A 24,273-nucleotide genomic window follows, 5' to 3' on the forward strand; every position below is an offset into this window, starting at 1 on the left:
GTGCGACGAAGCAGTCGGCACTTTTTTTTATTTTAGCCCGCTGTCTAAATTGCTGTCGAGAATCCAGCGCTGAAAGGCGAGGAAGACCAGCAGCAAAGGCAAAATGGAAATTACCGAGGCAGCGATCAAAATCGTCCAATTGATATTTTCCGCGCCCACCAAGCTGCGGATCGCCACTTGCAAGGTGTATTTTTTCGGATCATTCAAGACGATCAAGGGCCAGATATAATCATTCCACCGCCACTGGAAGGAAAAGATCCCCAGTGTCATAATGATTGGTCGGGCAATCGGCAGCATGATTTTCAAAAAGATCATCCCATCCGAAGCGCCATCGATGCGGGCTGATTCAATCAGATCGTCAGGAACGGAGACGAAAAAGGTTCGGAACATAAAGATACCTGTTGCTGTATTGATGGAAGGGATGATGATCCCCAATAAGTTATCATATAAGCCTAGTGAACGAATGACAGAAAACGTTGGGTTCATGATAACTTCCGTCGGCAGCATGGTGGTGGCGATGATACAGATGAAGAAAAAACGCAGCCATTTCGCATCATATTTTGCAAAGGCATAGCCACAGGCGGCGCTGACTAGGATCGTCAATAAAGTGGTGACCACCGCTGAAATCAACGTATTATTGAAGTAACGAAAGAAATCCAATGTTGTCCAAGCATCAATAAAGTTTTGAATGGTTGGATTTTCAGGAATGATTTTCAAGGGATAAGCAAATAATTCAGTCCCTGGTTTAAAGGCACTCAATAAGAACCAAAGTAGTGGAAAAAGGTACAGCAGGGAAGTGATGATCAGTGCCAGCGTTAAAAAAAACATCGCTGACTTTCTTGTGACAGGTCGTTTGGTTTTGATGGTCTTAGATGTCATTCTTGCCGCCTCCAATCTTCATTTGTGCTAAGCCTAACAGTAAAAGAATCACGAAAAGTACCATGGAGGCAGCACTGGCATAGCCGACCCGCATTTTGTCAAACCCAGTCGTATAGATATATTGCACGATCAACATGTTGTCGGTTCCTGGACCACCATTGGTCAGCGATTGCACGAGGGCGAACTCTTTCATGGCGCCGATCGAAGCCAATAAGATGACCATAAAGGAAGTCGGCCGCAGCATAGGCAAGGTGATGTAGCGTAATTTATGCCCAAAGCTGGCGCCGTCGATCTCGGCAGCTTCATACAACGAGCGGGGGATATTTTTCAAAGCTGCAGTAAATTGCAGCATGTTAAAGGCAGTCCCGCCCCAGATGGCAGCCAAAATAATAACAGAAAAGGCAGCATTCGAGTCGGTAAACCACGGGACAGTTTGTTGTCCCGCTTGCTCTAGAATAAAGTTGATAAAGCCAAAGTTTTCACCAAACAGCCATTTCCAGATAACCCCAGCGATGATCCCAGAGATGGTCCATGGTAAGAAAAAAATGATCTTTGCGAAAAATTTGCCTTTCGCCAGCTGACTGTTCAACATCAAAGCGACGGCGAGAGAAACGACATAGATACTTGGGACCAGAATGATCACATAACGAAATGTACGAAATAGTGCTTTATAGAAGCTGGCGTCTTGAAACAATTCTTGATAGTTCGCCAAGCCGATAAAATTGGCTGTCGCAAAGCCTTTATAGTCGGTTAACGAGTAATAAAGTCCTAAGAGTGCTGGAATCAAAAAGAAGATAATGAACAAAATGATGCTTGCGCCAGTGAATAGCAACGGCCATTTGTTTTTTTGTAAAGTACTCACAGAAAATTCCTCCTCCGACGATCGTATCAGCAACAAAGAACCCGCAGTCTGCAAAAAGCCAGACTATGGGTTCTTTGTGGTTGAACGTCTGTTTATTTCTTCAAAAACCCATCATTGTAATCCTTGATCGTCTTGTCGATTGCCTCATCTAATGTAATTTCATCATTTAACACTTGCACGATGGCATCACGGTAAGCCCCTGTCAATCCAGTGTAGCCTTTCATACTCATCGTCACTTGATCGGTAGTTTGCTTGCTGCTGATTGGTTGAGCAGCGGCTGCGATCTCTTGGTTGTAGATTTCATAAGCATCCTGGCCTTGTTCATAGTCGACCGTCAAATCTTCCACCGCAGGTAAGTAACCAGCATAGGTACAAAGCTGTTTGTAATTTTCTTCTTCGTACAACCATTTGATGAATTTTTCGCCTTCTTCACTGTTTTTACTGTTGTTGAAGCCAGTGATGAAGTTGCCGCCCATATTGACCGCGCGGGTCTCTTCATAAGGAGAATAGGTCGATTGCCAGTTAAAGTTGCTGATGTTGGTAGAAAAATCAACGATCTGCCAGCTGCCAGAAAAGTAAGCTGGAACACGGCCGCTCTTGAACATAGCAGAAGCATCTTCTCCAGAGGTCCAAACCGATTTTGGCATCACTTCGTCATTGTTCAAATCAACAAATTTTTGCAAAGCCGCTTTCGTAGCATCATCGGTCGTGTAAGAATCACCGCTGTCATCTAAAAAGAAATCTTGTCCCCCGTATTGATAAGTGAAAGCCCGTAAACGGTGATCCGACGCATCCATGACCATGCCGTATTTGGCATCGGTTTTTTCAACGACTTCATTGATCGCAGTTAAAAATTCATCCCAAGTCCAAATATCCTCTTCCGAAGTGGGGTAGGTCACACCAGCTTCGTCAAACAAATCCGTATTGATAAACAACCCAGTGGCAGTGACATCAGAAGGGAGTGCTTTGACGACATCTGCTTCATCTTTGATCGTCATCGATTCCAATGTGTTTGCCTCACTGGCAATGTCTGATAGATCCATCAGATAGTCATTCCAGTCAGGTTGAACGGTAGAAACCCGCACGACTTCTGGCGCATCATCCGCTTGAACAGCTTTGGTGATCTTTGTCAGCAAGTCCGCATAAGGCACATCGGTGACTTCGACAGTCACACCAGTTTCTTCCTTGTATTTTTCCGCCATTTTCGAATAAGCGCCGCCTTCACTGGTATCTCCAGAAACGAACATACGGATCTGCTTGTTCTCGCTGGCACTGTCACCACTGCCGCAGCCAGCGACCCCTAACATCACTGCCGCCAAAGACAAAATTGAATAACCTATTTTTTTGTTCATTTTGTTCCTCTCCTTTATTGAATGATTTTTGTTCAAAAAAACGTTTCCAATCGAAAACGATCGAAACGTCCCCCAATGAAAAATAGCTGATGTACTGAAAAGATAGCAGTCCTACGACTGATTGAGGAGTGAAAAGTGCCAATTATCTGACAAAATAAGAGTTGTTCTCCCTCAGTTTAGCGGATAAGATGCAAAATACAAAATAAAACGATTTCAAAAAATGCACCAATACTAAAAAAAACGAATTAAAGCTCTTACAACGATAATTAGGAAGTGCTGATAAACGTTAATATAACAAGGTTTGAAAATTTTTTTTGCAAATTGAGTGCAAATCTTTTGTCTAAAACGGGGATTAAGCGTAACATAATATGTGTAATAACTACTTAAAAGAAAGAAGGAGAAAAATATGCATTGGTTATGGGTATTAATCGTAGGAGCTATTATCGGTTTGATCGCCGGAGCTATCACAAATAAAGGTGGATCAATGGGTTGGATCGCCAACATCGTTGCAGGTTTAGTAGGTTCAGCTATTGGACAAGCGATCTTAGGTTCTTGGGGTCCATCACTTGCTGGAATGGCAATCGTCCCATCAATTATTGGTGCGGTTATTGTAGTTGCTGTTGTTTCATTCTTCTTAGGACGTTCAAACGGCTAGTCCATTCAGCAATTGTTTTCATTCATTTATTTCGGGTAGGAACTACCTTGAATAGACAGGCAAATCCAGAGTTTCTGGGTTTGCCTTTTTTGTTTTTTAAAAGGATGCATAAGCAATCCCTTTGTCAGATTAGAAAATTGTCGTTACACTTGAAGTAGGTCAAAAAAAGAAAGGAAGAGGTTCAATGAAAAAGCAATATGAAACAGCGATGATCAATCGAGGCGGACGTGTCGGAGAGGTCGAAGCACCAAACGGTAGTTTTCACCTGAAAATCGACAAGCCAGGTCTTCATAGTGAAGGGACCAATCCAGAGCAATTATTTGCCGCAGGCTATGCTTCATGCTTCAACGGTGCCGTACAGCATATGCTGAAAGAGCATAACATCGAATCCGAATCCGAAGTTAAAGCAAGAGTGTCTTTGTATCAGCATGAGGACGGCAGTTACCAAATCGGCGTGATTTTAGAGGTATCGTTACCAGGCGTTGAAAAAGCCGAGGCAGAGAAAATCGCAGAAGAAGCCCACGATTTTTGTCCGTATTCTCGTGCCACTCGCGGCAACATTGATGTCGAAGTTCAAGTAGTCTAAGCAGTATTACGAATAGACAAACAATAAGCGGTTGGTAAATCAGCCGACAAGAGGGAATTCATCAAGGAGGCCAATCAATGAGACAAACAGAGAGCTTGCTGCTTTTGGGCGTGTTTGTGGTTGGCCTTTTTGTGGTGTACTGGCTAAAAAAGCACCGACAGGCGCGCCACAACCAAGCACTGGCAGCTCAACTGAAGCGTTATCCCAGCGTGCGGCAAGCGTGGCTGGCAGCCGGGGCAAACAGGGAAGCAGTCCTTTTGGTTCCAGGTTTAAAAGAAGCCACTGCCGCAGTGGCAACGACGGCAACGGCGAAAGCAGAAACGAGGCTGCACAAGCATGCGGATCAGTGTGAAGCAATGACCCCGCAAGGGTTGGCCGTTTCAGAGGACTATTTGTTCATCTCAGCGTATTGTTCGCAGCAGGAACATCACTCACAGCTTTATATAATAGAAAGAACGAGCGGGCGGCATCTGAAAACGGTGGTTCTGCCAAAACGCCCCCATGTCGGTGGGCTAGTCTTTGATCGAGCAACGCAAATGCTGTGGCTAACCATTACAGGGAAAGGAATGGGGCGCGTGGCGTGTGTTTCTCTACAAGCACTGCTGGAAGACGATTCCTTGGCAACCAATCAGTCTATCGCTTATCAGCAAGTCATCGAATTGGCAGGCATCACTCACAGCTCCTATTTGGCAGCCGATGGCGAGGAACTTGTCTCGGGGACTTTTGCCTTGAAACAAGGAGGCGTGGTGGCGAATTATCCGCTGCCTGTTCTTTCAGCCAGCGGTCGCAAAGCGCCTCATCGCATCAAGCCTAGTAAGAGAAGGGTCACCACCACGAAAGTCCAAAGTATCGCCTTTACCACTGAATACATGTTGCTGGCACGTTCCTTTGGACCAGGGTCGGCGGAGTTATGGGTCTTTTCAAAGGATGCAACGGTGCTGACCCGCAAACATGCGTTGCGGCGCATCAAGTTTCCCCATTACCTTGAACAGATCGTGATAGAAAAAGGACAGCTGTACTGCTTGTTTGAAAGTGGGGCATGGGCGTATCGGCAAAAAGGCGGCAGCATCGATGAAGTCGTGGTATTGGACCTTGCGACCTTGCTCCAGTAAAAGCACTACTTAAAAAGAAAAAAGACCAGCCTCTTAAGAAGCTGGTCGTAAGTGCAGTGATTAGTCCACGATTGCTCGTTGGATATCTAAGACGGTGCCTGTATGAGCATCTGCCAAAAATTCATAGGTGACAAGCTGCCCGTCTTCGGTGCGGGTGATGCCGCCAGTATATCCTTGGGAAGTGATCGCAAATTTGCGCAAAGGTTGTTTTTCGAAATTGATCCAAGAACCTTCGATCGGTCCTTCTTTGATAAACGCCGCTTTTATATTGTCTAAGACATCATCGGCATTCATGGCTTGCCTTTTCTTCAACCAGATCGTTGAAAAAATCCCTCCTGCAAAGCCAAGACCTAAACCGATGGTCAGTCCATTTTTAAAATAATGCAATGGATGCTCATTCTCCATCTAATGTCCCTCCTAAAGTAAGTTTTCCCGAATGTTTTGATCTCGGTGAAAGCACAGGTTCTCTTAACAATAGTTTACCATAGTTTAGAAATATTCTATAAGAAAAATAACCAACAATAGAAATTTGCGCTATAATAAAGAATATCAGTAGGAATAAGGAGGAAGAGAGCACATCCGTTGTTTCGCCCAAAAATTGCTGGAAAACACAGCAACAGCAAGCGTTGCTTTTTCAAAAAAAGCAGCTTTGTTTCTTTAGGGCAGCAAACAACCGATACGTGTTTCTCGAATGATCATGGAAGAAAAAACATTTCAACGCATCAAAGAACTAACGGAGTTACAAGGAACCAGTGGGTTTGAACACGACGTGCGGGCGTATATGCGTGAAGCGATGACCCCCTTGGTGGACGAGATCCAACAAGACGGCTTAGGCGGCATCTTCGGTTTGCGTCACCACCAAGAAGCAGATGCACCACGAGTGATGGTAGCTGCTCACATGGATGAAGTTGGTTTCTTATTGACGACGATCACCGATCGCGGCTTATTCAAAGTCACTCCTTTGGGCGGATGGAACCCTTATGTGGTTTCTGCTCAACGCTTTACATTGAAAACAGCAAAAGGCGATTATCCATGTGTTTCTTCTTCAGTACCGCCACATTTGTTGCGAGGAAGCAGCGGTCAAAAAAATGTCGAAGTCACAGATATTTTGTTTGATGCTGGGTTTGAATCAAAAGAAGAAGCAGAAAGCTTTGGGGTACGTCCTGGCGATACGATCGTCCCACAAGTGGAAACCATCAAAACAGCCAATGGGAAAAACATCATCTCGAAGGCTTGGGACAACCGTTACGGCTGTGCAGTCGTCTTAGAAGCACTTGAAGCCTTGAAAGAGGAAACGTTAGGCCATACGCTGATTGCTGGTGCCAACGTTCAAGAAGAAGTCGGCTTACGAGGTTCTCGTCCGTCTGTGACGAAATTCAAACCCGACTTGTTCTTTGCGGTCGATTGCTCGCCAGCAGATGACACAGTCACCAAAAATGGTACCTTTGGTCATCTAGGGGCAGGGACTTTGATGCGAATCTATGATCCGGGCATGATCATGTTGCCACGGATGAAAGAATTCTTGTTGGATACAGCAGAAAGCAACAACATTCCTTACCAATACTTTGTTTCAAAAGGTGGTACCGACGCTGGTGCGGCACACATGGCAAATGAAGGAATCCCAAGTTCAGTTATCGGTGTTCCTGGACGTTACATCCATACTCACCAAACATTATTCAGTATCGCTGATTATGAAGCGGCACGGGAAATGGTGATTCAAGTCTTGAAAGGTTTGGATCGTTCAACCGTTGATACGATTTTGGCAGGACAATAAGCGAGAACGAACGAAAGCAAAGAGACAGCAACCCGTTGTCTCTTTTTTTCTGCAGGGGTTTGCAAGATCAGCATGTCAGTTGGTAGTCCCTGAAAGAAAGGTGTATACTGAAAGAAAAGAAAGTGGTGAGCATTTGATTATTCCAAAAGATTTAGCAGAGTTAGCAACATATGTGGAGAAAGGCAAAAATGTCTTCTTTTTCACCGCCGATTGGTGTGGCGATTGCCGCTACATCAAACCGCAATTGCCTGAGATCGAAGCGGACTTTCCAGATTTTCAATTTATCGAAGTCGACCGTGATGAATACATGGATGTAGCGGTTGAATGGAACATTTTTGGTATTCCTAGCCTCGTCGTTATCGAAGACGGCAAGGAGCTGGGACGGTTAGTCAACAAGGATCGCAAAACCAAAGAAGAGATCGAAGCCTTTTTAACCAGCGTACAATCAGCATAGGAGGGGAAAAAGATGGAAGCACAAAGATATCAAAACATTTTAGTAGGGATCGACGGTTCAGATCAAGCGATGTCTGCCTTCAAAAAAGCAGTGGAAGTCGCTCGTCGAAATCAAGGGAAGGTCTATGCCGCAACGATCATCGACCAGCAAGTGCCGACCATGATGGGCTATGCACCTTTGGATAGTTCGATCTTGGAACAAGAAAAAGATACGGCGAAAAATCTGATCGACGACTGCAAAGCTTATGCAAAATCAGTGGATTTTGATCTAGTTGAAGGCATCGTCGCTTACGGCTCCATCAAAGACGCCCTTGCCACTCAATTACCAGATCAATACGACATCGATTTGATCATGGTGGGGCAATCTGGGCTGAATGCCGTGGAACGCTTCATGATGGGGAGTGTCGCCAGCTTCGTTATCCGTGAAGCCCGGTGCGACGTGCTGATCGTATCGCCTGAAGAAACAAAAGCCTAAGGTCATTTTTTGAAAAAATAAGCTTGTCGTTGCCGAGTTCTTTTACTTAAAGAAGATGGCAGCAAAAGCAGACAAGGGTTAAAAGAAAGTTCCTGAGAACCAGCGATGTTTCACTTGTTAGCAAAGCACCGTCTTTCGCTGATGAACTGCAGCTGGTTCTCAGGCTTTTTTGCTCGTTTTGAGGGAAGACATCTGTCGCTGTTGTCTTGTTACATAGGTAGTAGTGCCAAACAGAAGTTTTTAGAACCAGCGTTTATCGGCTCGTTAGTAAAGCAGCGTCTTAGCTAATAAGCCGCGGGTTCTGCTCCTTCGCCAATTTTCAACCTAAGTCAGCCAGCAGAAGTTGGTTCTCAGGCGTTTTTTGTCTTTGAAAATAACTAGAATTTCAAGGAAAACAAAGAAATTCCATGACGGATGCCGAAAAATTTGTTAAGATTATGGGCGGAATGTGTAAGTACCTAAGGAGGAAAAAACGTGATTTTTGCTTATAACAAAGAATATGTCAGTGATACACTGCTTGCCATCACAGCAGATGATAAAGGATTAGAACAAACCGTCGAACGCAAAGGCAATGTTGCCCAAATCAAAAATGAAGAAGGCACGATCGTCGGCTGGAACTTTTTTGCGATCTCAGAAGTGATGACGATCGAAGGCCGTGGCCAAGTGACGTTGACGAAAGAACAAATCCAACAATTGAACACCATGATCAAAGAAGCAGGATTCAGCGAAGAACTGCCAGCAGATACAGAACCAAAAATCGTCGTTGGCTATGTGAAATCATGTGTGGAACATCCAGACAGCGACCATCTGTCTATCACGGAAACAGAAGTCGGGGATGGGGAAGTTTTGCAAATCGTCTGTGGTGCTGCCAATATCCGTAAAGGCTTGAAAGTCGTTGTCGCAAAACCTGGGGCAATGATGCCAGATGGCTTGATGATTTGGCCGGGTACGCTTCGTGGCGTAGAAAGCTTCGGAATGATCTGCTCTGCTAAAGAACTGCATTTAGAAGGTGCACCAATGAAAAAAGGCATCCTTGAGCTGCCTCAAGATGCCGTTGTAGGTGAAGCTTTTCCAGTCGGTAAAGCCTAAAAAAATGAACTGCCGCTTCCTGTTTTTGCGGCAGTTCATTTTTTGATTGTTTCGATTGGTTTTGGTGATTAGTTGCTGCTGTCTGTTGATTGTTCGTTGATCGATGTATCAACGGAAAGTTTTACTTCTGCCGTTTTTTCTTCATCGCCACGATAGAAGGTTACAGTGATCGTGTCACCGACTTTGTGTTTGTACAACGCAGATTGTAGATCCGTTGTTGTGCTGACTTCTGTATCATCGATCTTCGTGATAACATCATATTGTTGCAATCCTGCTTGTTCTGCTGGTGTTGCATTGTTGACTGAATAGATCACAACGCCTGAAGTTACGGATGAAGGAACTTTCAAGATTTGTTCTTGTTGTTGTGATGTGATGGAACCTAAATCGATCGTTTGGATACCTAGTGCAGGGCGGACCACTTTGCCGTCTGCTTCTAGTTGATTGATGATTTCAACGACATCGTTACTTGGGATCGCAAAGCCCATCCCTTCGACACTAACACCTGAAGCAGAGCCAGAGGTGCTGGCGATTTTACTTGAGTTGATCCCAATCACTTGACCATCAACGTTGATCAGTGGACCACCAGAGTTCCCTGGGTTGATCGCAGCATCCGTTTGGATCGCATTGATGCTGATCGTACCACCAGATTCGTTTTGGCTTGTTACTTGACGATTCAAGGAAGAAACGATCCCTTGTGTCACAGAGTTTGCGTAGTCAGAGCCGAGAGGTGAACCGATCGCGATGGCTGGTTCGCCGACTTTCAAGGCACTTGAATCACCAAATGTTGCGGCAGTCGTCACATGCTCTGAAGAGATTTTCAATACAGCTAAGTCTGTGTAAGCGTCAGTACCGACCAATTCAGCTTTAACTTTCGTACCGTCTGCTAAAACAACTTCCAAACCGTCTTGACCTTCTACGACGTGGTTGTTGGTTACAACATAGGCATCGTCGCCATCGATTTTGTAGATGACTCCACTCCCTTCAGAAGAAGCTTCTAAAGCACTGTCGTCGTCGCTTTGGCTATCGCCTTCACTTTGTCCGCCTTGCTGACCAAAGAGGCTGTTCCAGTCGTTGCTTTGACTTTGTTGTAGATTAATGATGGAAACGACAGAATCTTGTACTTTTTCAACTGCCTCAGTGACATCGCTAGTCACATCAAGTTTTACATTGGATACTTGGGTTTGTCCGTTAGAATCTTGGACCCCGCTGTTGGTCGTGGTTTCTGGTGTTGAAGTCAAAGAGGAACCCATTGCCAGATACAGACCGCCGAAGGTCAATAAACCGCCGACCATACCGCCTAAAATCCCAATACCTAATCGTTTTAATAAACCAGGAGAAGTTTTCTTGCCTGGTGTGACATATTTTCTTGCCATTACTATTTCCCCCTTAATGAATAATTCGTTATAATCAGTATATTCCTTCTATCTGAGATTAGTCTACTAAGAGATTTTGAAAAAAATATGAAGAAGTTGCGTAAGAATCTGTTTCAAACGATGAAATTTTCTTCGCAAAACCCGTTCATTTTTGAATAAAAATAGCAGGGGAATCTGGGGAGAAGCAAAGGTCTGTTTATCCACAGTGTGTGGACAAACTTGAAAGCTTTGGTTGGGTGGATGAAGAAACCCTTGAAGTGTCGCGGTTTTATAGATAGGAATAGAAGAATTTCAAAGAAAGTCAAAGTGTGTAAAAGGTTGTGGATAGCATTGTCCACATTTTCATAAAATAAGGGGATAACGAGGAGGAACCTATGAAAATCAAAGTCGTCACGGTAGGAAAATTAAAAGAAAAGTACCTCGTTCAAGGAATCAACGAGTACGCCAAGCGATTGGGGGCATACGCAAAGCTTGAGTTTGTCGAAGTATCGGATGAAAAAGCACCAGAAACCTTGAGTGAAGCCCAAATGCTGCAAATCAAAGAAAAAGAAGGGCAGCGCATTTTAGCCAAAATCAAAGACACCGAATATGTCTTTGCCTTAGCGATCGAAGGCACTAACCCCACCAGCGAAGCCTTCGCCAAACAAATCGATCAGCTCGGCATCCAAGGAAAAAGCCAACTGACCTTCGTCATCGGCGGCTCCCTAGGCTTAAGCCAAGAAGTCATGACCCGCAGTGATGCCAAGATCTCTTTTGGCAAAATGACCTACCCCCACCAACTCATGAAACTGATCTTATTGGAGCAAATCTATCGCGCGTATCGAATCAATACGGGGGCGCCGTATCATAAGTAAATATCTCAAGCAATATAATAGAAAAAATTATCCACCGGTACTACCGGTAAAAAGGAGCAACAACCATGCGAAATATCAAATTAACGATTGAATATGACGGCAAGCGCTACTTAGGGTGGCAACGACTAGGAGATTCTGAAAAAACAATCCAAGAAAAAGTTGAAGGGGTCATCAAATTATTGACGGGAGAAGAAATTGAGATCGTCGGTTCTGGCAGAACCGATGCGGGCACGCATGCTCGAGGACAAGTGGCGAATTTCAAGACGACCCATCAAATGAGTTTGCCAGAGATGCAGCAGTTCTTTAACCGCTATTTGCCGCAAGACATCGTCGTCAACAAGATTGAAGAGGTGCCTGAGCGCTTCCATGCACGCTATCACGCCAAAGGCAAGCAATATAGCTATTATGTTTGGAACAACGCGATCCCATCGGTCTTTGCTCGCAATACTAGTTTTCATTGCCCGCAGCCCCTTGATTTGGAAAAAATGCAGCAAGCGGCTGAGAAGTTGATCGGCACCCATGATTTTATCGGCTTTTCTGCATTGAAAAAATCAAAAAAATCAACGGTGCGCACGATCGATGAAATCACCATCACACCAGAAGGCGACCTATTGCGGTTTACCTTCAAAGGCAACGGCTTTTTGCATAAAATGGTCCGAATCTTGACAGGCACACTGATTGCCATTGGCGATGGCACACTGCCACCAGAAGTGATCGATCAAGTGTTAGCCGATAAAGTACGACAAGCAGCTGGTGAAACAGTGCCTTCTCATGGCTTATTTCTAGATGAGGTGTATTATTAAAAGAAACATGGTAATGGCTATTTAAGGAAAGGAGATCATCTATTGATCACATTAAAATCCCCACGAGAGATCGAACAAATGAAAACTTCTGGTCGTATCTTGGCAAGTATTCACGAACAGCTACGAGAGAAAATCGTTCCCGGTATCACCACGAACCAAATCAACGCCTTTGTCCATCAACAGATAGAAGCTGCAGGGGCAACAGCCGCGCAAATCGGGTTTGAAGGCTATGAATTTGCGACGTGTATCAGTGTCAATGAAGAGATTTGTCATGGTTTCCCTTCAGAATATGTTTTAAAATCAGGCGATGTCATTAAAGTCGATTTTTGTGTCGATTACAAAGGGGCAATCTCTGACAGCTGTTGGACGTATGCGGTAGGAGAGATTTCACCAGAACATCAAGCACTGATGGAAGTCACGAAAGAAGCCTTGATGAGAGGAATCGAGCAAGCACAGGTCGGCAACCGAGTTGGCGATATTGGTTATGCGATCCAAAGCTTCGCTGAAGAAAAAGGGTATGGTGTCGTGCGGGACTTTATTGCTCACGGCATTGGCCCAACCATTCATGAAGAACCATTCTTTCCTCATTTCGGGTTACCTGGCAAAGGAATTCGGTTGAAAGAAGGTATGACGATCACCATCGAACCGATGATCACGACAGGCACTTGGCGCATGAAGATGGACCCGAACGGCTGGACAGCACGCACCATTGACGGCAGTTATTGTGCCCAATATGAACATTCGATCGCCATCACCAAAGAAGGTCCTATTATCATGACGTTGCAAAAGGAAGAAACGTGAACACAAGGCCGATAGAATAGAAGAAAATACGAAAATCGTTCGAGTGTTTCTACACGAACGATTTTTTGCATTTACTTGTCGAAGTTGCGAAGCTAGGGTATAGCACATTCAAATAGGAAGAAAAGTAGGTCTTTTTAGGAAATGATTATGAAACAATCAAACTACTTCCAGTAGAAGCTTTTTGGAGTAAACATTAAAAGATATAAAAGCTGGATATAAGAAGAGTCAGTATCGAAGTATTTTTTTGTTATTTCCTTTTTAAAATATCGTTATAGTTTTGAGAGAACGAAAAAAATTCTCGGAAAAATCAGAATCGTTAAATTTAGAAGTTTTTATTCATCTATATTTATCTCTTTATAGCCTTTATTTACTGAAAAAACCGTGATATACTTTTAAGATAAAAATATAAAGGAGAGATAAAGTGAAAAAACGTGTATGGGGTATTTTATTATTAGGAATTGGTTGTTTTTTTTTTGTTCATAATTTCACATTCCAATCTGTACAAGCAGATGAGTTTGACGATGGGCAGGTGACTTTTGAAGACTATTCAAAGGATAATCGTAGTTCAGTTATGACATATGAAGAATATGTAGAATTCATCAATGAAATTAATTCTCAAAATAATCAACTAACAAGAGAGGTCGTATCTCGTTCATTATCAGGCGGTAATTTGAGTCAAAGAGAGCAAATTGTAGCAGAAGCAAAAAAACATATAGGTAAACCATATACTCAAACAAATCCTGATAGATTGGGACCTGACAAATTTGATTGTTCTGGCTTAGTTTATTATGTTTTTAATCAAGTTACAGGAAAAGATGTCGGAAAATTGACGTGGGAGCAAGAGTATGCTGGAAAGCAAATTCCTATCTCTGAGGCTAAACCAGGTGACTTACTTTTTTGGGGAAGTAGAGGGAAAACGAGTCATACTGCCATTTATATTGGAAATAATCAGTATATTCATGCTCCAACTTTTGGAAGAACGGTTGAATTATCTCCAATCTGGGACAGTTTCTATCCATCATTTGCCATCCGGATGGATCTATCAGAATACCAAACAGTGCCTTATGGAAAAACGGTTATGGCGGTCAGTAATTATCCAATATGGAACAACTTAGAATTTACTTCTCAAAATGGAAATACTTCTAATTTTCAAGATGGTTTAGTTTATTATGCGAAAAATCAAATCTCTTTTAGTGATGGTAGAACGTTTTATGAACTATATCGTGGAGATTCCTTTGTAGGATTTATTAATACTGTAGCAGTTGAAGAATTAACCGCTACAAGCGAGAATAAAAATATTATGGCAACTAAAAATTATCCAAGATGGGGAAATCTCTATTGGACTAGTAAACTAGGCGATACTTCTGATTTCGCCGATAATCCAGTGTACTATACATCTGTTAGTTATACTTTAACAAATGGTAAAAAGTTTTATTCTCTCTATCGTGGTGATCAATGGTTTGGTTATATCAATGCTGAAGCGGTTATTGATTTGAAGGCTGAAAATATTGATAAATTTGTCAGTGCGACGAAGAATTATCCGATTTGGGGAAACCTATATTGGACGAGTAAATTAGGAAGTACAGAAAATTATTCGAGTGGTCTGGTCTATAAAGCAAAATATAAATATACTCTGTCAAATGGAAAGATATTTTATTCTATATATCAAGGCGACACATGGATAGGTTATATTAATTCTGATGCTACTGAAGATTTAAGAACTGAAAATATTAACATAGGAGTACAGATTACTAGCAAAAACTATCCTATGTGGAACAATTTTTATTGGACTAGTAAAAAATTCGAAGCAGGTCAGTTGTATGGTAATAGTTACACTGCTAAAGTAAAATATACATTAGGAAATGGAAAGACCTTCTATTCCTTATATGATAATACAAATACATGGATTGGATATGTTAACACTCAAGGTACAAGTGTTAAATAAGTTCTCGCAAAAATTATCAATATTTTTTATTATCCTAGATGAAAGCAAAAAGCGAATCCACACTTGATTCGCTTTTTGCTTTCTCAAGTTTAATTAATATAATTAGGACAATGAATTTCGAACAATTCATTTAAAAGCAAAAAACTCAAATCGTTTTGCCCCTTTTTCTTATCCCTCTCACCGCTCCAGTGAAAGCTTTATTCAACAACCCTTTAGCAAGCACATCAATCATCCCCATGATTGAGTTTATCAGCAACAAAGGTTTCTACACTATACCTGCCCCATTTTGAGAGACTCTCTATAAACAAAGGGAAGGTTACATCTGTAAAATGACTGACCAAGAGATAACAAGCTTGACCTGAAACTTTATGAAAGACTTCAATTTCTTTGTATTGATTCACGAAGGCTTCAAAATCTGTATAGCGATTTGAATCCATAAAAAACCGGATGTATTGCGTACTTGGATAGTTTACTACAATACTAAATCGCTGAATGATTCCTTCATCTTGCAATTTCAGGATCCGATTGCCTACAGCTTGTCCCGTCAGGTGGACCATTTCGCCGATTTCTTTATTCGATAATTTGCTGTTGTGTTTCAGGATAGCTAGGATTTGTTCATCGATGATGTCCATAAGGGTTCCTCCTTTCATAATGAAAGTAAATTGACTTTATCTTTTTCAAGAGACGCTTTGTTGTAGGGTCATATGTATTTATACTGGATTATAACAAATAAGAAAAGAAATGGTGATTCTATGAAAAAAGCTTTAGTAATTATTGATGTCCAAAATGACTATTTTAAAGAAGGAAGAATGGCCCTTCATTCCCCTGAACAGGCGCTTGCAAACATAAATAAACTAGAAGCGTCTTTTATCGAAAAGCAACTCCCGATCATCTATATCCAACACATCAACGATCAAGAAGCGGCTGATTTTTTTGAACGAGGGACCAAAGGCGTACGGCTGCATGAACAGTTAAAAACAACGCATTCTTCTATTATTATCGAAAAGCACTTTCCTAACTCGTTCATTGAAACAAATTTAAAAGAAACGTTAGACTCTTTAGGTGTCCAACAAGTTATCATCACTGGGATGATGACGCATATGTGCATCGATTCAACCACAAGAGCTAGTAAAGAACTCGGTTATCAGCCCATACTGATTTCTGATGCCACGGCAACGAAAGCATTAACATTTGAAGCACACGAAATTCCTGCGGAAGCTGTTCAACGAGCGTTTTTATCGGCCTTGGAAACCTTCTCTACGGTGATGAAAACCGATGACTATTTAAACGGATTGTAGAAAAATTGCGTATTTACCAACAAAGGCAACGTTCATTTGCATTGAGTGGTTCTTGATCACTCTTTGAAATTGGTGATCCTAACTCATTCCGCTTCAATGTTTCTAAAAAAATGAATGCCCAGTTGCGTACCCACCAATTCTACTGAGCTGATTCTTCAGAGGATGCATGCGAACCAATTACGCACCAACCCATACAAAAGCCAAAAACGTTCGAGGATTTTTCTCGAACGTTTTTTGGGCATCAAATTGGGCGAATCGGCGAAACTATGGTACAGTGCAACCAAACAAGGAGCGAAAGTCGCTCCTTCATGAGGCAAAGGGGCAATGGTGATGAAGCAAAAAACGATGGCGTGGCTGTCAGAAATCTATAATTTGATCTTGCATCCTGGCACAAGACAGTGGGAACGAGAACAACTGGTGCAAGCAAAAAATACACTGGAAACTCAGCTGGCGACCAAACAAAAAGCAGGCAAACACGAAAAAGAATCGTCAAATAGCCTTGAAGACCAACAGACCAAGCGGGTTTTGGAAAAACTAGAAGCGTTGTTGCGTCCTTTGGCACTGAGAAACAATCTGACCCCGAATGTCGCAGAGTTTTATCAAACAATCAGCCAGTCAGCACCGAAAAAGGCAAGGAATGAAGAAACAAGCAAAGTCCAACCAGTAGAAGTTTCCGTGGAGCCGAACGAAACAGGTGAAAAAGCACAAGAAGTGGCTATTTTTGCTGGCGGCTGCTTTTGGTGTATGGTAGAGCCTTTTGAAGACCAGCCGGGCATTCTTTCCGTCTTGTCGGGGTATACTGGGGGAACAGTCCCGAATCCGACGTATGATCAAGTACTAAGCGGAACAACAGGGCATGTCGAAGCGGTAGAGATCGTTTTTGATCCCAAAATCATCACCTATCAGGACTTGTTGCAGTTGTACTGGCAAGTGACAGACCCGACAGATGCTTTCGGACAATTTCAAGATCGCGGCAATTTTTATCGCCCAATCATTTTCTATACGACTGCTGAACAGGAAGTGCTTGCGCAAGAAGCCAAAAAGGAACTAGCCCAATCTGGTTATTATCAGCAACCCATCGTGACCGAGATCCGCAAGGCCACGCAGTTTTGGCCAGCGGAAAACTACCATCAAGCATTTTACAAGAAACAGCCAAAGCGCTACCAGCGGATCAAGCGAGCGCGCAAACAACTGATGCTTTTTTATCGGCTGAAACGCTGGACAAACCGAGGAAAAAAACGATCATAAACAGAGGATCACTAAAAAAAGCGGGGCTCCGAGAAAAGGGGAAAAGAATCAAATGAAGGCTCTTTTCTCCACAAGCCGCGCTTTTTTCTGCGCTTTTAGCCAATTGGATAAAAAACGTAGATTTATTTTAGAATAATGTCCAAAGAAAGCGTTAACAACAAGAATTATAATAGAGAAAGAAAAAGTGGCGAAAAAGGTCGAAAAAGCAGGTGTCTTTTGCTTGATTCCTTTCTTCGAGGAAAGAAGGTGGGAAACACCAGAGAAAAATCAGCGGAAAAATCAATCGGCAACACCCCATAGCAACACAACATTTATTATATGAAGGTTCATATAAGTTAGGAGAAATGTGATGAAAAAAAAGGGAACGTTCGTCTCACTGTTTATGGCTCTCATTCTTTTTATCTTTTCAGAAAGAACAGTGTTTGCGGCAGAAGCGATCAATGAGATCGTCGCACCAACAGGAGTTAAAGCATTTCTAGTACTGATTCCATTAGTGTTAGTGCTGGTTTTGCTCTTTAAAAAAGTAGATATGATCATTGCTGGCTTGATTGCTGGGATCTTGGCGATGATTATTGGCGGGATCAGTTTAGCTGAAGCCAATTCGCAACTGTTGGAAGCTATTCCGACGATGTTGAGTATTACGGTGCCAATCATCAATTCCGCTGTAGCGATGGCGGTCTTCAAAGCGGGCAGTTATACGGCGGCCTTAACCTTAGCCAAAAGAGGAACCAAAGGAAAAGTGGAATATGTGGCTGGTTTTATTGTCATCTTATTGGCAGCAGCGACTTATATGTCTGGAATCGGCGGCGGGAGTGCGATGGTGATCGCACCGTTAGCATTTGCGGCAGTTGGGGTGGTACCCGAATTGATCGCAGCGATGTCGTTAGCGGCAGCGGTCTCCTTTACGACTTCTCCTGCCTCTTTGGAATCTAGTATCGTGTCTGAACTAGGCGGTTTTAGTGTCGCTTCTTATGTCGATCAAATGCGCCCATTTTGGTTGTTATTCGTTGGTTTGGCGATTTTATTGGCATTCTTCGGGACCAAGCGTCGTCATCTGGGCTTCAAAGAATCAGCCAACCAAGAGTACGAAAACAAAAGCAATGGCGAGTTATTCAAAACGACACTGCCTGCGATCTTCTTGCTTTTTGCGGTCATCTTTGGACCGTTGATCAATGACCTGATCGGCTTTGTCCTCTTTACACCGCTAGTTTATATGGTGGTCACGTTAGCGTTGATTTTTGTTTGTACCGACTTTTCCATGAATCAATCGGTGGAAGCGATGGTGGACGGATCCACGTATATTTTGACCCGCTTGTTCCAAGTGGGGATCTTTTTAGCCTTCATCAACGTGATCGCTGAAACTGGGACGTTTGCTGTAATTGCAGGTGCGGCACAAAATGCCCCCGCAGCGATCGTCGTTCCCGTGGCGATCTTGACGGGTGTCTTGATTGGGATTCCCGCAGGTGCCTATGTCGGCTCCGTTTTAACACTCGTGCTACCAGTTGCCGTTTCATTAGGCTTCCCAGTCTTAGCTCTTGGCTTTGTAACGATGGGGGTTGGCCTCGGCAGTCAAATGAGTTTTGTCAACATTACGATGCAAGCTTTATCTTCTGGTTTCCAAATTCCGATTCTGGATGTAGTCAAAGGAAACGTGAAGTGGTTGAGTTTAGCAGCCGTATTATTATTAGTCATCGGCTTAGTGTTTGGCTGATGGATAGGAGGAAAACATGGATTTATTGATCAAGCAAGCACGTCTTGAAGACGATGCAGAATTAGTAGACATTGCAATTTCAGAAGGAAAAATCACCGCAGTTGCACCCAACATTGAAGAATCAGCAGCAACAACGATTGAGGCGAAAGGCAAAGTGGTGATCCCTGGATTGATCGAAAGCCATATCCACTTAGACAAAGCCTTGATCGCCGATCGTGAGCCCAATAATTCAGGAACATTGCAAGAAGCGATCCAAGTTACGGCAAAGCTCAAACCGACCTTTACCGAAGAAGACATTTATGATCGGGCGAAACGCGCATTAGAAATGCTGATCCTGCACGGCACGACTGCTGTTCGCACCCATGCCGAATTTGATCCGGCGCAAGGCTTCACTGGTTTTGATACCATTATGCGCTTAAAAGAAGAATACCGCGACTTGATCGATATTCAGGTCGTTGCCTTTCCGCAAGAAGGGATTTTTAAGGCCCCAGGGACGGATAAGATGATGATCGAAGCGATGGAGAAAGGCGCCGATGTCGTTGGCGGGATTCCTTACAATGATGCGCCAGCCAATGAGCACATCGACTTGATCTTTGAGATCGCCAAACGATTTGATAAAGACATTGACTTGCATCAAGATTTTGCTGACGAAGCAGACGATACATCGATCGTCTATCTGTGTGAAAAAACCATCGCAGAAGGCTACCAAGGTCGGGTATCAGTAGGACATTTGACTGCGCTGCACGCCATGGAACCGGATCAGCTGGCAGAAGTCATCGATTTGATGGTCAAAGCCCAAATCAATGTGATGCCGTTGCCTGCGACCGACTTGCATTTAGGTGCCAGAAACGATGCTTACAATGTTCGTCGTGCCGTGACACCGATTCGCAAGTTACGTGATGCTGGTGTAAATATTTGCTTAGGCAGCAACAATATCCGAAACGCCTTTACGCCCTATGGCAATGGGGATTTGATCCAAATCGCTATGCTGGCTGTGCCAGTGGCACACTTAGGCGGCGCCGATGACTTGCCGACAGTCTTGCCAATGATTACGACCAATACCGCAAAAGCGTTAAATATCAAAGACTATGGAATCGCTGTTGGCAACCGCGCAGATTTGATTCTTTTAGATACCCAGAAAAAAGCCGATGTGCTGATCGATATTCCTGAACGTTTGATGGTCATCAAAAATGGCCGCATCACCGTGGAAGTCAAAAAAGAAGTGACGATCCACCGTTAACAACAGATCATGTTTTCTCAAGTAGTACGATTTATTCGTGCTACTTTTTTGTCGTAATATAGTCGAAATAAAAAAATCATTTTCTAGTCATTTGTTCTTTTTTCATCTATGATAGAAAGAAAACCGCTATCACGGAGAGTTCGTTTAAGAAAATCCTGTCAAAACTGTTTGACAACGCCATGATATCAATGGATTTGAGCAGAAACCACAGCAGGTCTGCGTTAAGGTAGGAGAAGGAGGCCAAGATGACGATTGGGGAAGCACTAAAGAACCATCGAGTCACACAGCAAATGAGCCAAGAAGAAGTAGCAACAAAAATTTTAGTGACCCGCACATCGATCTCAAATTGGGAAACCGGCAAGACGGTACCAGACAGTTTGAATTTATTGAAACTGAGTACCCTTTATGGGTGCAGTGTCGATGAGCTATTAAAAAAGGAGCGAGCAGGAATGAAAAAGAATTTTCGTACGATGACCTATGGTGCTGGATTGAAAGACGGAACGATGCGTTTGAAAATTGAGACTGATGCCAGCAAGTTTTTCCCACGAGGGGTTGAAGTCAAAGCATCCGTCGATTTAGAAACAGGAGAAGTGACCTTTTTTGTCGAGCAAGAGGATTTGAAAAAGCTGAAAGCAGCCACCGACGACAAATAATTTTTTTATACAGTTTTTTGCTAAATTTTGCTTGGACAAGAGAAAAAAAAGCGATGGATAAAAAAACACGATCCTAGCTGCGTCGTGTTTTTTTTGTGGGATGAAAGAGGGATGAGGCAATCGATGGAAGCTGATTCTACTTTTTCTTTTCTGCTATTTTCAAGATTTGTAACGATTAAGGGTAAGCGAAAAGATGCAGAAGGCTATATACAATATATAGTGAATAGATCGATTTTTATCTAAATGAAGCACAATATGTAGTATTTACTTTTTTAAGAGATTGTGTAAAATAGCAGGTGTAGTGAAAAAGGAGCTGTTTTTTTTGAGAGTAACTGTATATTGCGGCACCCGTTTAGAAAATGCGGAAAAGTTGGCAAAGACCGCTCGTGCCATCGGCAATGCCTTAGCAAAAAATCACATCGAGTTGGTTTATTGCGGCCCTTTGGCTGGCTTGATGAGGGAGATCGTGAAAGGGGTCTTTGAAAAAGAAGGCGCAGTGACGGGGATCTATCCATCAGGTTCCTTTGCAGAAGATTTGCCGCCAATCATCACTGGATCAAGCACATACACCGAGTTCTATACGGATACGAGGGAGGAACAAACGCAACAATTGCTGGAAATGAGCGATGCCTACCTTGTATTACCTGGTGGATTTGGTACACTAGAGGAGTTGTCATCAGTATGCTCTTTTATGACTCTTGGGAAATTGCCAGTCAAGCCCATAGGTGTGTTAATGAACGAAGGCTTGAAGGATGGACTGAAGCCGCTGCTAACTATGTTTGAAGCTTCCAGCTTTGCTTGGGCTGAACTGTCGGAAACGCTCTTTGTCCTATCTGACGTTGAGACGTTGATCCAGCGATTGGCGGCGAAGGGTTCAAAAAAGGAGTGCTTGGCAGGATGAAGCATGTCTATTTAGCGGGACCGTTTTTTTCAAACGAACCAATCGAACGACTCAAGCAAGTAGAAAGCTGTTTAGCTGAAGACCCGCAGCCCTTGGCGGTCTATGCGCCACGCTTGTATCAAGAAAGTTCATCTGAACCCTATACACCGGAATGGGCGAGAGAAGTTTTTGAAAAAGACATGCTGGAATTGACACGAGCCGACGTCGTCGTTGCCGTTTTGGATGACCATGAAGGGATCGCCGATCCGGGAACAGCCTTTGAAATCGGCGCAGCACACGTACGAAATAAACCAGTAATCGCTTTTCAGGAAAAAGCCGCGGCGGTCAATCTGATGTTGACGGAGTCGGTGCAAGCGTATTTGACTGATCTGGCGGCACGAACAGCGTATGATTTTGAAGCGATGGCGCACCGAGCCTTTGTCGGTGACTATATTTAATAAAGGATGATGAATGTGTTACTAATCGCAGGAACGATCGGGGCAGGAAAAAGCAGTTTGACTGATTTTTTATCGAAGGAAATGGCGTCAAAGCCTTTCTATGAAAACGTGGAGGACAACGATGTTCTGCCATTGTTTTATTCCAATCCAGAACGATACGCCTTTTTATTGCAGATTTTTTTCTTAAACAAAAGCTTTTTAGGGATGCGGGAAGCTTTGTCCAATGATGACAATGTCATTGACCGCTCCATCTATGAGGATAGCTTGATGTTTCATCTAAATGCGGATCTAGGTCGCATCGCACCGATGGAAGTCGAACAATACGATAACCTGTTGAACACGATGCTGCGGGAATTGGAAGAATCAGCGCCGTTGAAGCATCCAGATCTAATGGTTCATATCAAGGTTTCATTGGATACAATGATTGAACGGATCAACAAACGTGGTCGTTCCTATGAACAAATTGCCAACGATCCGACATTGTACGACTATTACAAAGAATTAAATCAGCGGTACGATGAATGGTATGAAAACTTTGACGTTTGTCCGAAAATGCAAATTGATGGGGATCAATTGGACTTTGTTGCCAATGAAGACAACCTCATGGTGATCCTCGAGATGATCCAAGAAAAACTGGCGGAAGTCCGTCAGACCCATGGCAAAGGCCACTATTGTACGGACAAAGCCATCGCAAAAGGTGATTTTTCTAAGAAAAACGCAGCATCTGTGACAAGCTGACCCAGCAGTTGAGGACAGCTTAGGGAAAAAACAAGTGTCTTATCGACAATGGGAGGGAGCAAGGCGATGAATGTTGAACGATTTATTGAAGCGAGGAAACAGGCGGGCTTCTCGCAGCAAGAACTTTCGGAAGGAATCTGTACGCAAGCCACTTTGAGTAAATTTGAAAACAACGGTCAGGCACCGTCCCTCAAAATTTTGATCAAATTGTGTAATCGGATCGGCTTGCCATTGGTCGACTTGTTTTCTTCCATGAATGTCGCAACGACCAAAATCAAAGAAGAATTGGCAAAAGCCGAATTCTACTTGATCACGAGCGAGTATGAACAGTTGGCTGCATTGCTAAGTCAAATCGAAGTGAAGCTGATCGATGAACCAGCATTAAAAGCGCAATATGATTATTTAAAAGGCTTTGAAATGATTTTTAATGAAGCTGCGATTACCGATGTCTTGTTTCAATTCGATCAGTTATTGATGAATGAAACGGCGGAGGAATTGTTTGATCTCTTAGCGTATACTGGGATCGGTTTGGTGTATGCCAGAGAAGAAGAATGGGCAAAGGCTGAGTTTTATGTGACGAAGGTCTTTGAGAAAATTTATACCTATCCGATCAAAACGATCGAAGACACGTGGCGGGTGTTGAACATCGTCTTTCATTGCGGCGTCTTTTATGCGAAAGTCGATGATTTGGAAACTAGTGATACCTTGTTGAATTATGTGTTGGCGATTTGTTCCGACAATCATTTGACCTACTACTTGGCTCGCGCGGCAGCCCAACTGACCGAAAATGCCATTCGTGAACAACAGCCGAAAGAAACAATTTTGGAAATGTTACACGATGCACGAGCGTATGCCAAAATCAATAAAAATGTAAAATTATTGGCGCATTTAAAAGCGGTCGAAGAAACGATTGATTAAAAATATATTTTCGACAAAAAAGTTTTGTTGCGCAAATGCTTGATAACTAGCAGTCCTTTCGACGAAGGGACTGCTTTTTTGAATTTTCTTTATATAAAAAAATATATAATCGTGTT

26 protein-coding genes are annotated in these 24,273 nt (G+C 43.1%); 20 read left to right on the top strand and 6 right to left on the bottom strand.

Going from position 1 to position 24,273, the window contains the following annotated elements:
• Positions 1-27: 27 nt before the first annotated feature.
• The 3 genes from IGJ25_RS05815 to IGJ25_RS05825 form a co-directional block, all read right to left on the bottom strand.
• A complete protein-coding gene (locus IGJ25_RS05815) occupies positions 28-879 on the bottom strand; it encodes a carbohydrate ABC transporter permease (protein WP_010747711.1) in 852 nt (283 codons plus the stop codon).
• Positions 869-1,741, bottom strand: coding sequence for a carbohydrate ABC transporter permease (locus IGJ25_RS05820; protein ID WP_010747712.1), 873 nt, complete (start codon positions 1,739-1,741; stop codon positions 869-871). The genes IGJ25_RS05815 and IGJ25_RS05820 overlap by 11 nt, the downstream gene beginning before the upstream one ends.
• Positions 1,742-1,833: 92 nt before the next feature.
• On the bottom strand, positions 1,834-3,093 hold the full coding sequence (locus IGJ25_RS05825; RefSeq protein ID WP_010747713.1) for an ABC transporter substrate-binding protein: 1,260 nt from the start codon (positions 3,091-3,093) through the stop codon (positions 1,834-1,836).
• A 406-nt stretch (positions 3,094-3,499) separates the two neighbouring features.
• Between IGJ25_RS05825 and IGJ25_RS05830 the strand changes: the two genes are divergently transcribed.
• From IGJ25_RS05830 to IGJ25_RS05840, 3 genes are all read left to right on the top strand, one after another.
• Positions 3,500-3,748: a GlsB/YeaQ/YmgE family stress response membrane protein gene (locus tag IGJ25_RS05830; protein ID WP_005225422.1), complete on the top strand. Its 249-nt coding sequence runs from the start codon at positions 3,500-3,502 to the stop codon at positions 3,746-3,748.
• A 184-nt stretch (positions 3,749-3,932) separates the two neighbouring features.
• Positions 3,933-4,334, top strand: a complete 402-nt coding sequence (locus IGJ25_RS05835; protein WP_005225423.1) for an Ohr family peroxiredoxin — start codon at positions 3,933-3,935, stop codon at positions 4,332-4,334.
• A gap of 77 nt (positions 4,335-4,411) precedes the next feature.
• Complete coding sequence (locus IGJ25_RS05840) at positions 4,412-5,446, top strand: hypothetical protein (protein WP_438779155.1); 1,035 nt, start codon at positions 4,412-4,414, stop codon at positions 5,444-5,446.
• Between the two features lie 60 nt (positions 5,447-5,506).
• On the opposite strand, the gene IGJ25_RS05845 is transcribed toward IGJ25_RS05840, so the two are convergent.
• Positions 5,507-5,851, bottom strand: a complete 345-nt coding sequence (locus tag IGJ25_RS05845; protein WP_005225425.1) for a peptidase — start codon at positions 5,849-5,851, stop codon at positions 5,507-5,509.
• Positions 5,852-6,143: 292 nt separating this feature from the next.
• Here IGJ25_RS05845 and pepA point away from each other — a divergent pair, with 292 nt between their 5' ends.
• The 4 genes from pepA (at position 6,144) to ytpR (ending at position 9,237) form a co-directional block, all read left to right on the top strand.
• Positions 6,144-7,220 carry a glutamyl aminopeptidase gene (gene pepA, locus IGJ25_RS05850; RefSeq protein ID WP_005225427.1) on the top strand — a complete coding sequence of 359 codons (1,077 nt, stop codon included), beginning with the start codon at positions 6,144-6,146 and terminating at the stop codon, positions 7,218-7,220.
• 133 nt (positions 7,221-7,353) lie between these two features.
• A complete protein-coding gene (locus IGJ25_RS05855; protein ID WP_005225428.1) occupies positions 7,354-7,674 on the top strand; it encodes a thioredoxin family protein in 321 nt (106 codons plus the stop codon).
• A 12-nt stretch (positions 7,675-7,686) separates the two neighbouring features.
• Positions 7,687-8,148, top strand: a complete 462-nt coding sequence (locus tag IGJ25_RS05860) for a universal stress protein (protein ID WP_005225429.1) — start codon at positions 7,687-7,689, stop codon at positions 8,146-8,148.
• Between the two features lie 474 nt (positions 8,149-8,622).
• Positions 8,623-9,237, top strand: coding sequence for a YtpR family tRNA-binding protein (ytpR, locus tag IGJ25_RS05865; RefSeq protein WP_005225431.1), 615 nt, complete (start codon positions 8,623-8,625; stop codon positions 9,235-9,237).
• Positions 9,238-9,305: 68 nt separating this feature from the next.
• Here the strand turns inward: ytpR and IGJ25_RS05870 are convergent, their stop codons facing one another.
• Complete coding sequence (locus IGJ25_RS05870) at positions 9,306-10,610, bottom strand: S1C family serine protease (protein ID WP_010747716.1); 1,305 nt, start codon at positions 10,608-10,610, stop codon at positions 9,306-9,308.
• Between the two features lie 374 nt (positions 10,611-10,984).
• Between IGJ25_RS05870 and rlmH the strand changes: the two genes are divergently transcribed.
• The 4 genes from rlmH to IGJ25_RS05890 all read left to right on the top strand — a co-directional run bounded on the left by rlmH (position 10,985) and on the right by IGJ25_RS05890 (position 15,013).
• On the top strand, positions 10,985-11,464 hold the full coding sequence (gene rlmH, locus IGJ25_RS05875) for a 23S rRNA (pseudouridine(1915)-N(3))-methyltransferase RlmH (protein ID WP_010747717.1): 480 nt from the start codon (positions 10,985-10,987) through the stop codon (positions 11,462-11,464).
• 65 nt (positions 11,465-11,529) lie between these two features.
• On the top strand, positions 11,530-12,267 hold the full coding sequence (gene truA, locus IGJ25_RS05880; RefSeq protein WP_005225435.1) for a tRNA pseudouridine(38-40) synthase TruA: 738 nt from the start codon (positions 11,530-11,532) through the stop codon (positions 12,265-12,267).
• Positions 12,268-12,309: 42 nt separating this feature from the next.
• Positions 12,310-13,068 (top strand): type I methionyl aminopeptidase, encoded by a 759-nt coding sequence (gene map / locus IGJ25_RS05885; protein WP_005225436.1) that lies wholly within the window; start codon positions 12,310-12,312, stop codon positions 13,066-13,068.
• 421 nt (positions 13,069-13,489) lie between these two features.
• On the top strand, positions 13,490-15,013 hold the full coding sequence (locus IGJ25_RS05890; RefSeq protein ID WP_438779156.1) for a C40 family peptidase: 1,524 nt from the start codon (positions 13,490-13,492) through the stop codon (positions 15,011-15,013).
• Between the two features lie 224 nt (positions 15,014-15,237).
• Here the strand turns inward: IGJ25_RS05890 and IGJ25_RS05895 are convergent, their stop codons facing one another.
• Complete coding sequence (locus IGJ25_RS05895) at positions 15,238-15,645, bottom strand: Lrp/AsnC family transcriptional regulator (RefSeq protein ID WP_010747719.1); 408 nt, start codon at positions 15,643-15,645, stop codon at positions 15,238-15,240.
• A 120-nt stretch (positions 15,646-15,765) separates the two neighbouring features.
• Here IGJ25_RS05895 and IGJ25_RS05900 point away from each other — a divergent pair, with 120 nt between their 5' ends.
• The 9 genes from IGJ25_RS05900 (at position 15,766) to IGJ25_RS05940 (ending at position 24,157) form a co-directional block, all read left to right on the top strand.
• Entirely contained in the window at positions 15,766-16,311 is a 546-nt protein-coding gene (locus tag IGJ25_RS05900) for a cysteine hydrolase family protein (RefSeq protein WP_005225439.1), read from the top strand.
• A 324-nt stretch (positions 16,312-16,635) separates the two neighbouring features.
• Positions 16,636-17,559 carry a peptide-methionine (S)-S-oxide reductase MsrA gene (msrA, locus tag IGJ25_RS05905; RefSeq protein WP_438779157.1) on the top strand — a complete coding sequence of 308 codons (924 nt, stop codon included), beginning with the start codon at positions 16,636-16,638 and terminating at the stop codon, positions 17,557-17,559.
• A gap of 349 nt (positions 17,560-17,908) precedes the next feature.
• Positions 17,909-19,270, top strand: coding sequence for a hypothetical protein (locus IGJ25_RS05910; protein WP_005225442.1), 1,362 nt, complete (start codon positions 17,909-17,911; stop codon positions 19,268-19,270).
• 16 nt (positions 19,271-19,286) lie between these two features.
• A complete protein-coding gene (locus tag IGJ25_RS05915) occupies positions 19,287-20,510 on the top strand; it encodes an amidohydrolase family protein (RefSeq protein WP_005225443.1) in 1,224 nt (407 codons plus the stop codon).
• 245 nt (positions 20,511-20,755) lie between these two features.
• Positions 20,756-21,163 carry a helix-turn-helix domain-containing protein gene (locus IGJ25_RS05920; protein ID WP_005225444.1) on the top strand — a complete coding sequence of 136 codons (408 nt, stop codon included), beginning with the start codon at positions 20,756-20,758 and terminating at the stop codon, positions 21,161-21,163.
• Between the two features lie 322 nt (positions 21,164-21,485).
• On the top strand, positions 21,486-22,064 hold the full coding sequence (locus tag IGJ25_RS05925) for an LOG family protein (RefSeq protein ID WP_010747723.1): 579 nt from the start codon (positions 21,486-21,488) through the stop codon (positions 22,062-22,064).
• On the top strand, positions 22,061-22,501 hold the full coding sequence (locus IGJ25_RS05930) for a nucleoside 2-deoxyribosyltransferase (RefSeq protein WP_438779158.1): 441 nt from the start codon (positions 22,061-22,063) through the stop codon (positions 22,499-22,501). The genes IGJ25_RS05925 and IGJ25_RS05930 overlap by 4 nt, the downstream gene beginning before the upstream one ends.
• A gap of 15 nt (positions 22,502-22,516) precedes the next feature.
• The gene (locus IGJ25_RS05935) at positions 22,517-23,239 is read left to right on the top strand and encodes a deoxynucleoside kinase (protein WP_005225447.1); all 723 of its coding nucleotides are present in this window, start codon (positions 22,517-22,519) and stop codon (positions 23,237-23,239) included.
• A 66-nt stretch (positions 23,240-23,305) separates the two neighbouring features.
• Positions 23,306-24,157, top strand: a complete 852-nt coding sequence (locus IGJ25_RS05940; protein ID WP_142973744.1) for a helix-turn-helix domain-containing protein — start codon at positions 23,306-23,308, stop codon at positions 24,155-24,157.
• Positions 24,158-24,273 lie beyond the last annotated feature (116 nt).

Source organism: Enterococcus sp. DIV0240d, assembly GCF_051711245.1.
Taxonomy (GTDB): Bacteria; Bacillota; Bacilli; order Lactobacillales; family Enterococcaceae; genus Enterococcus_D; species Enterococcus_D casseliflavus.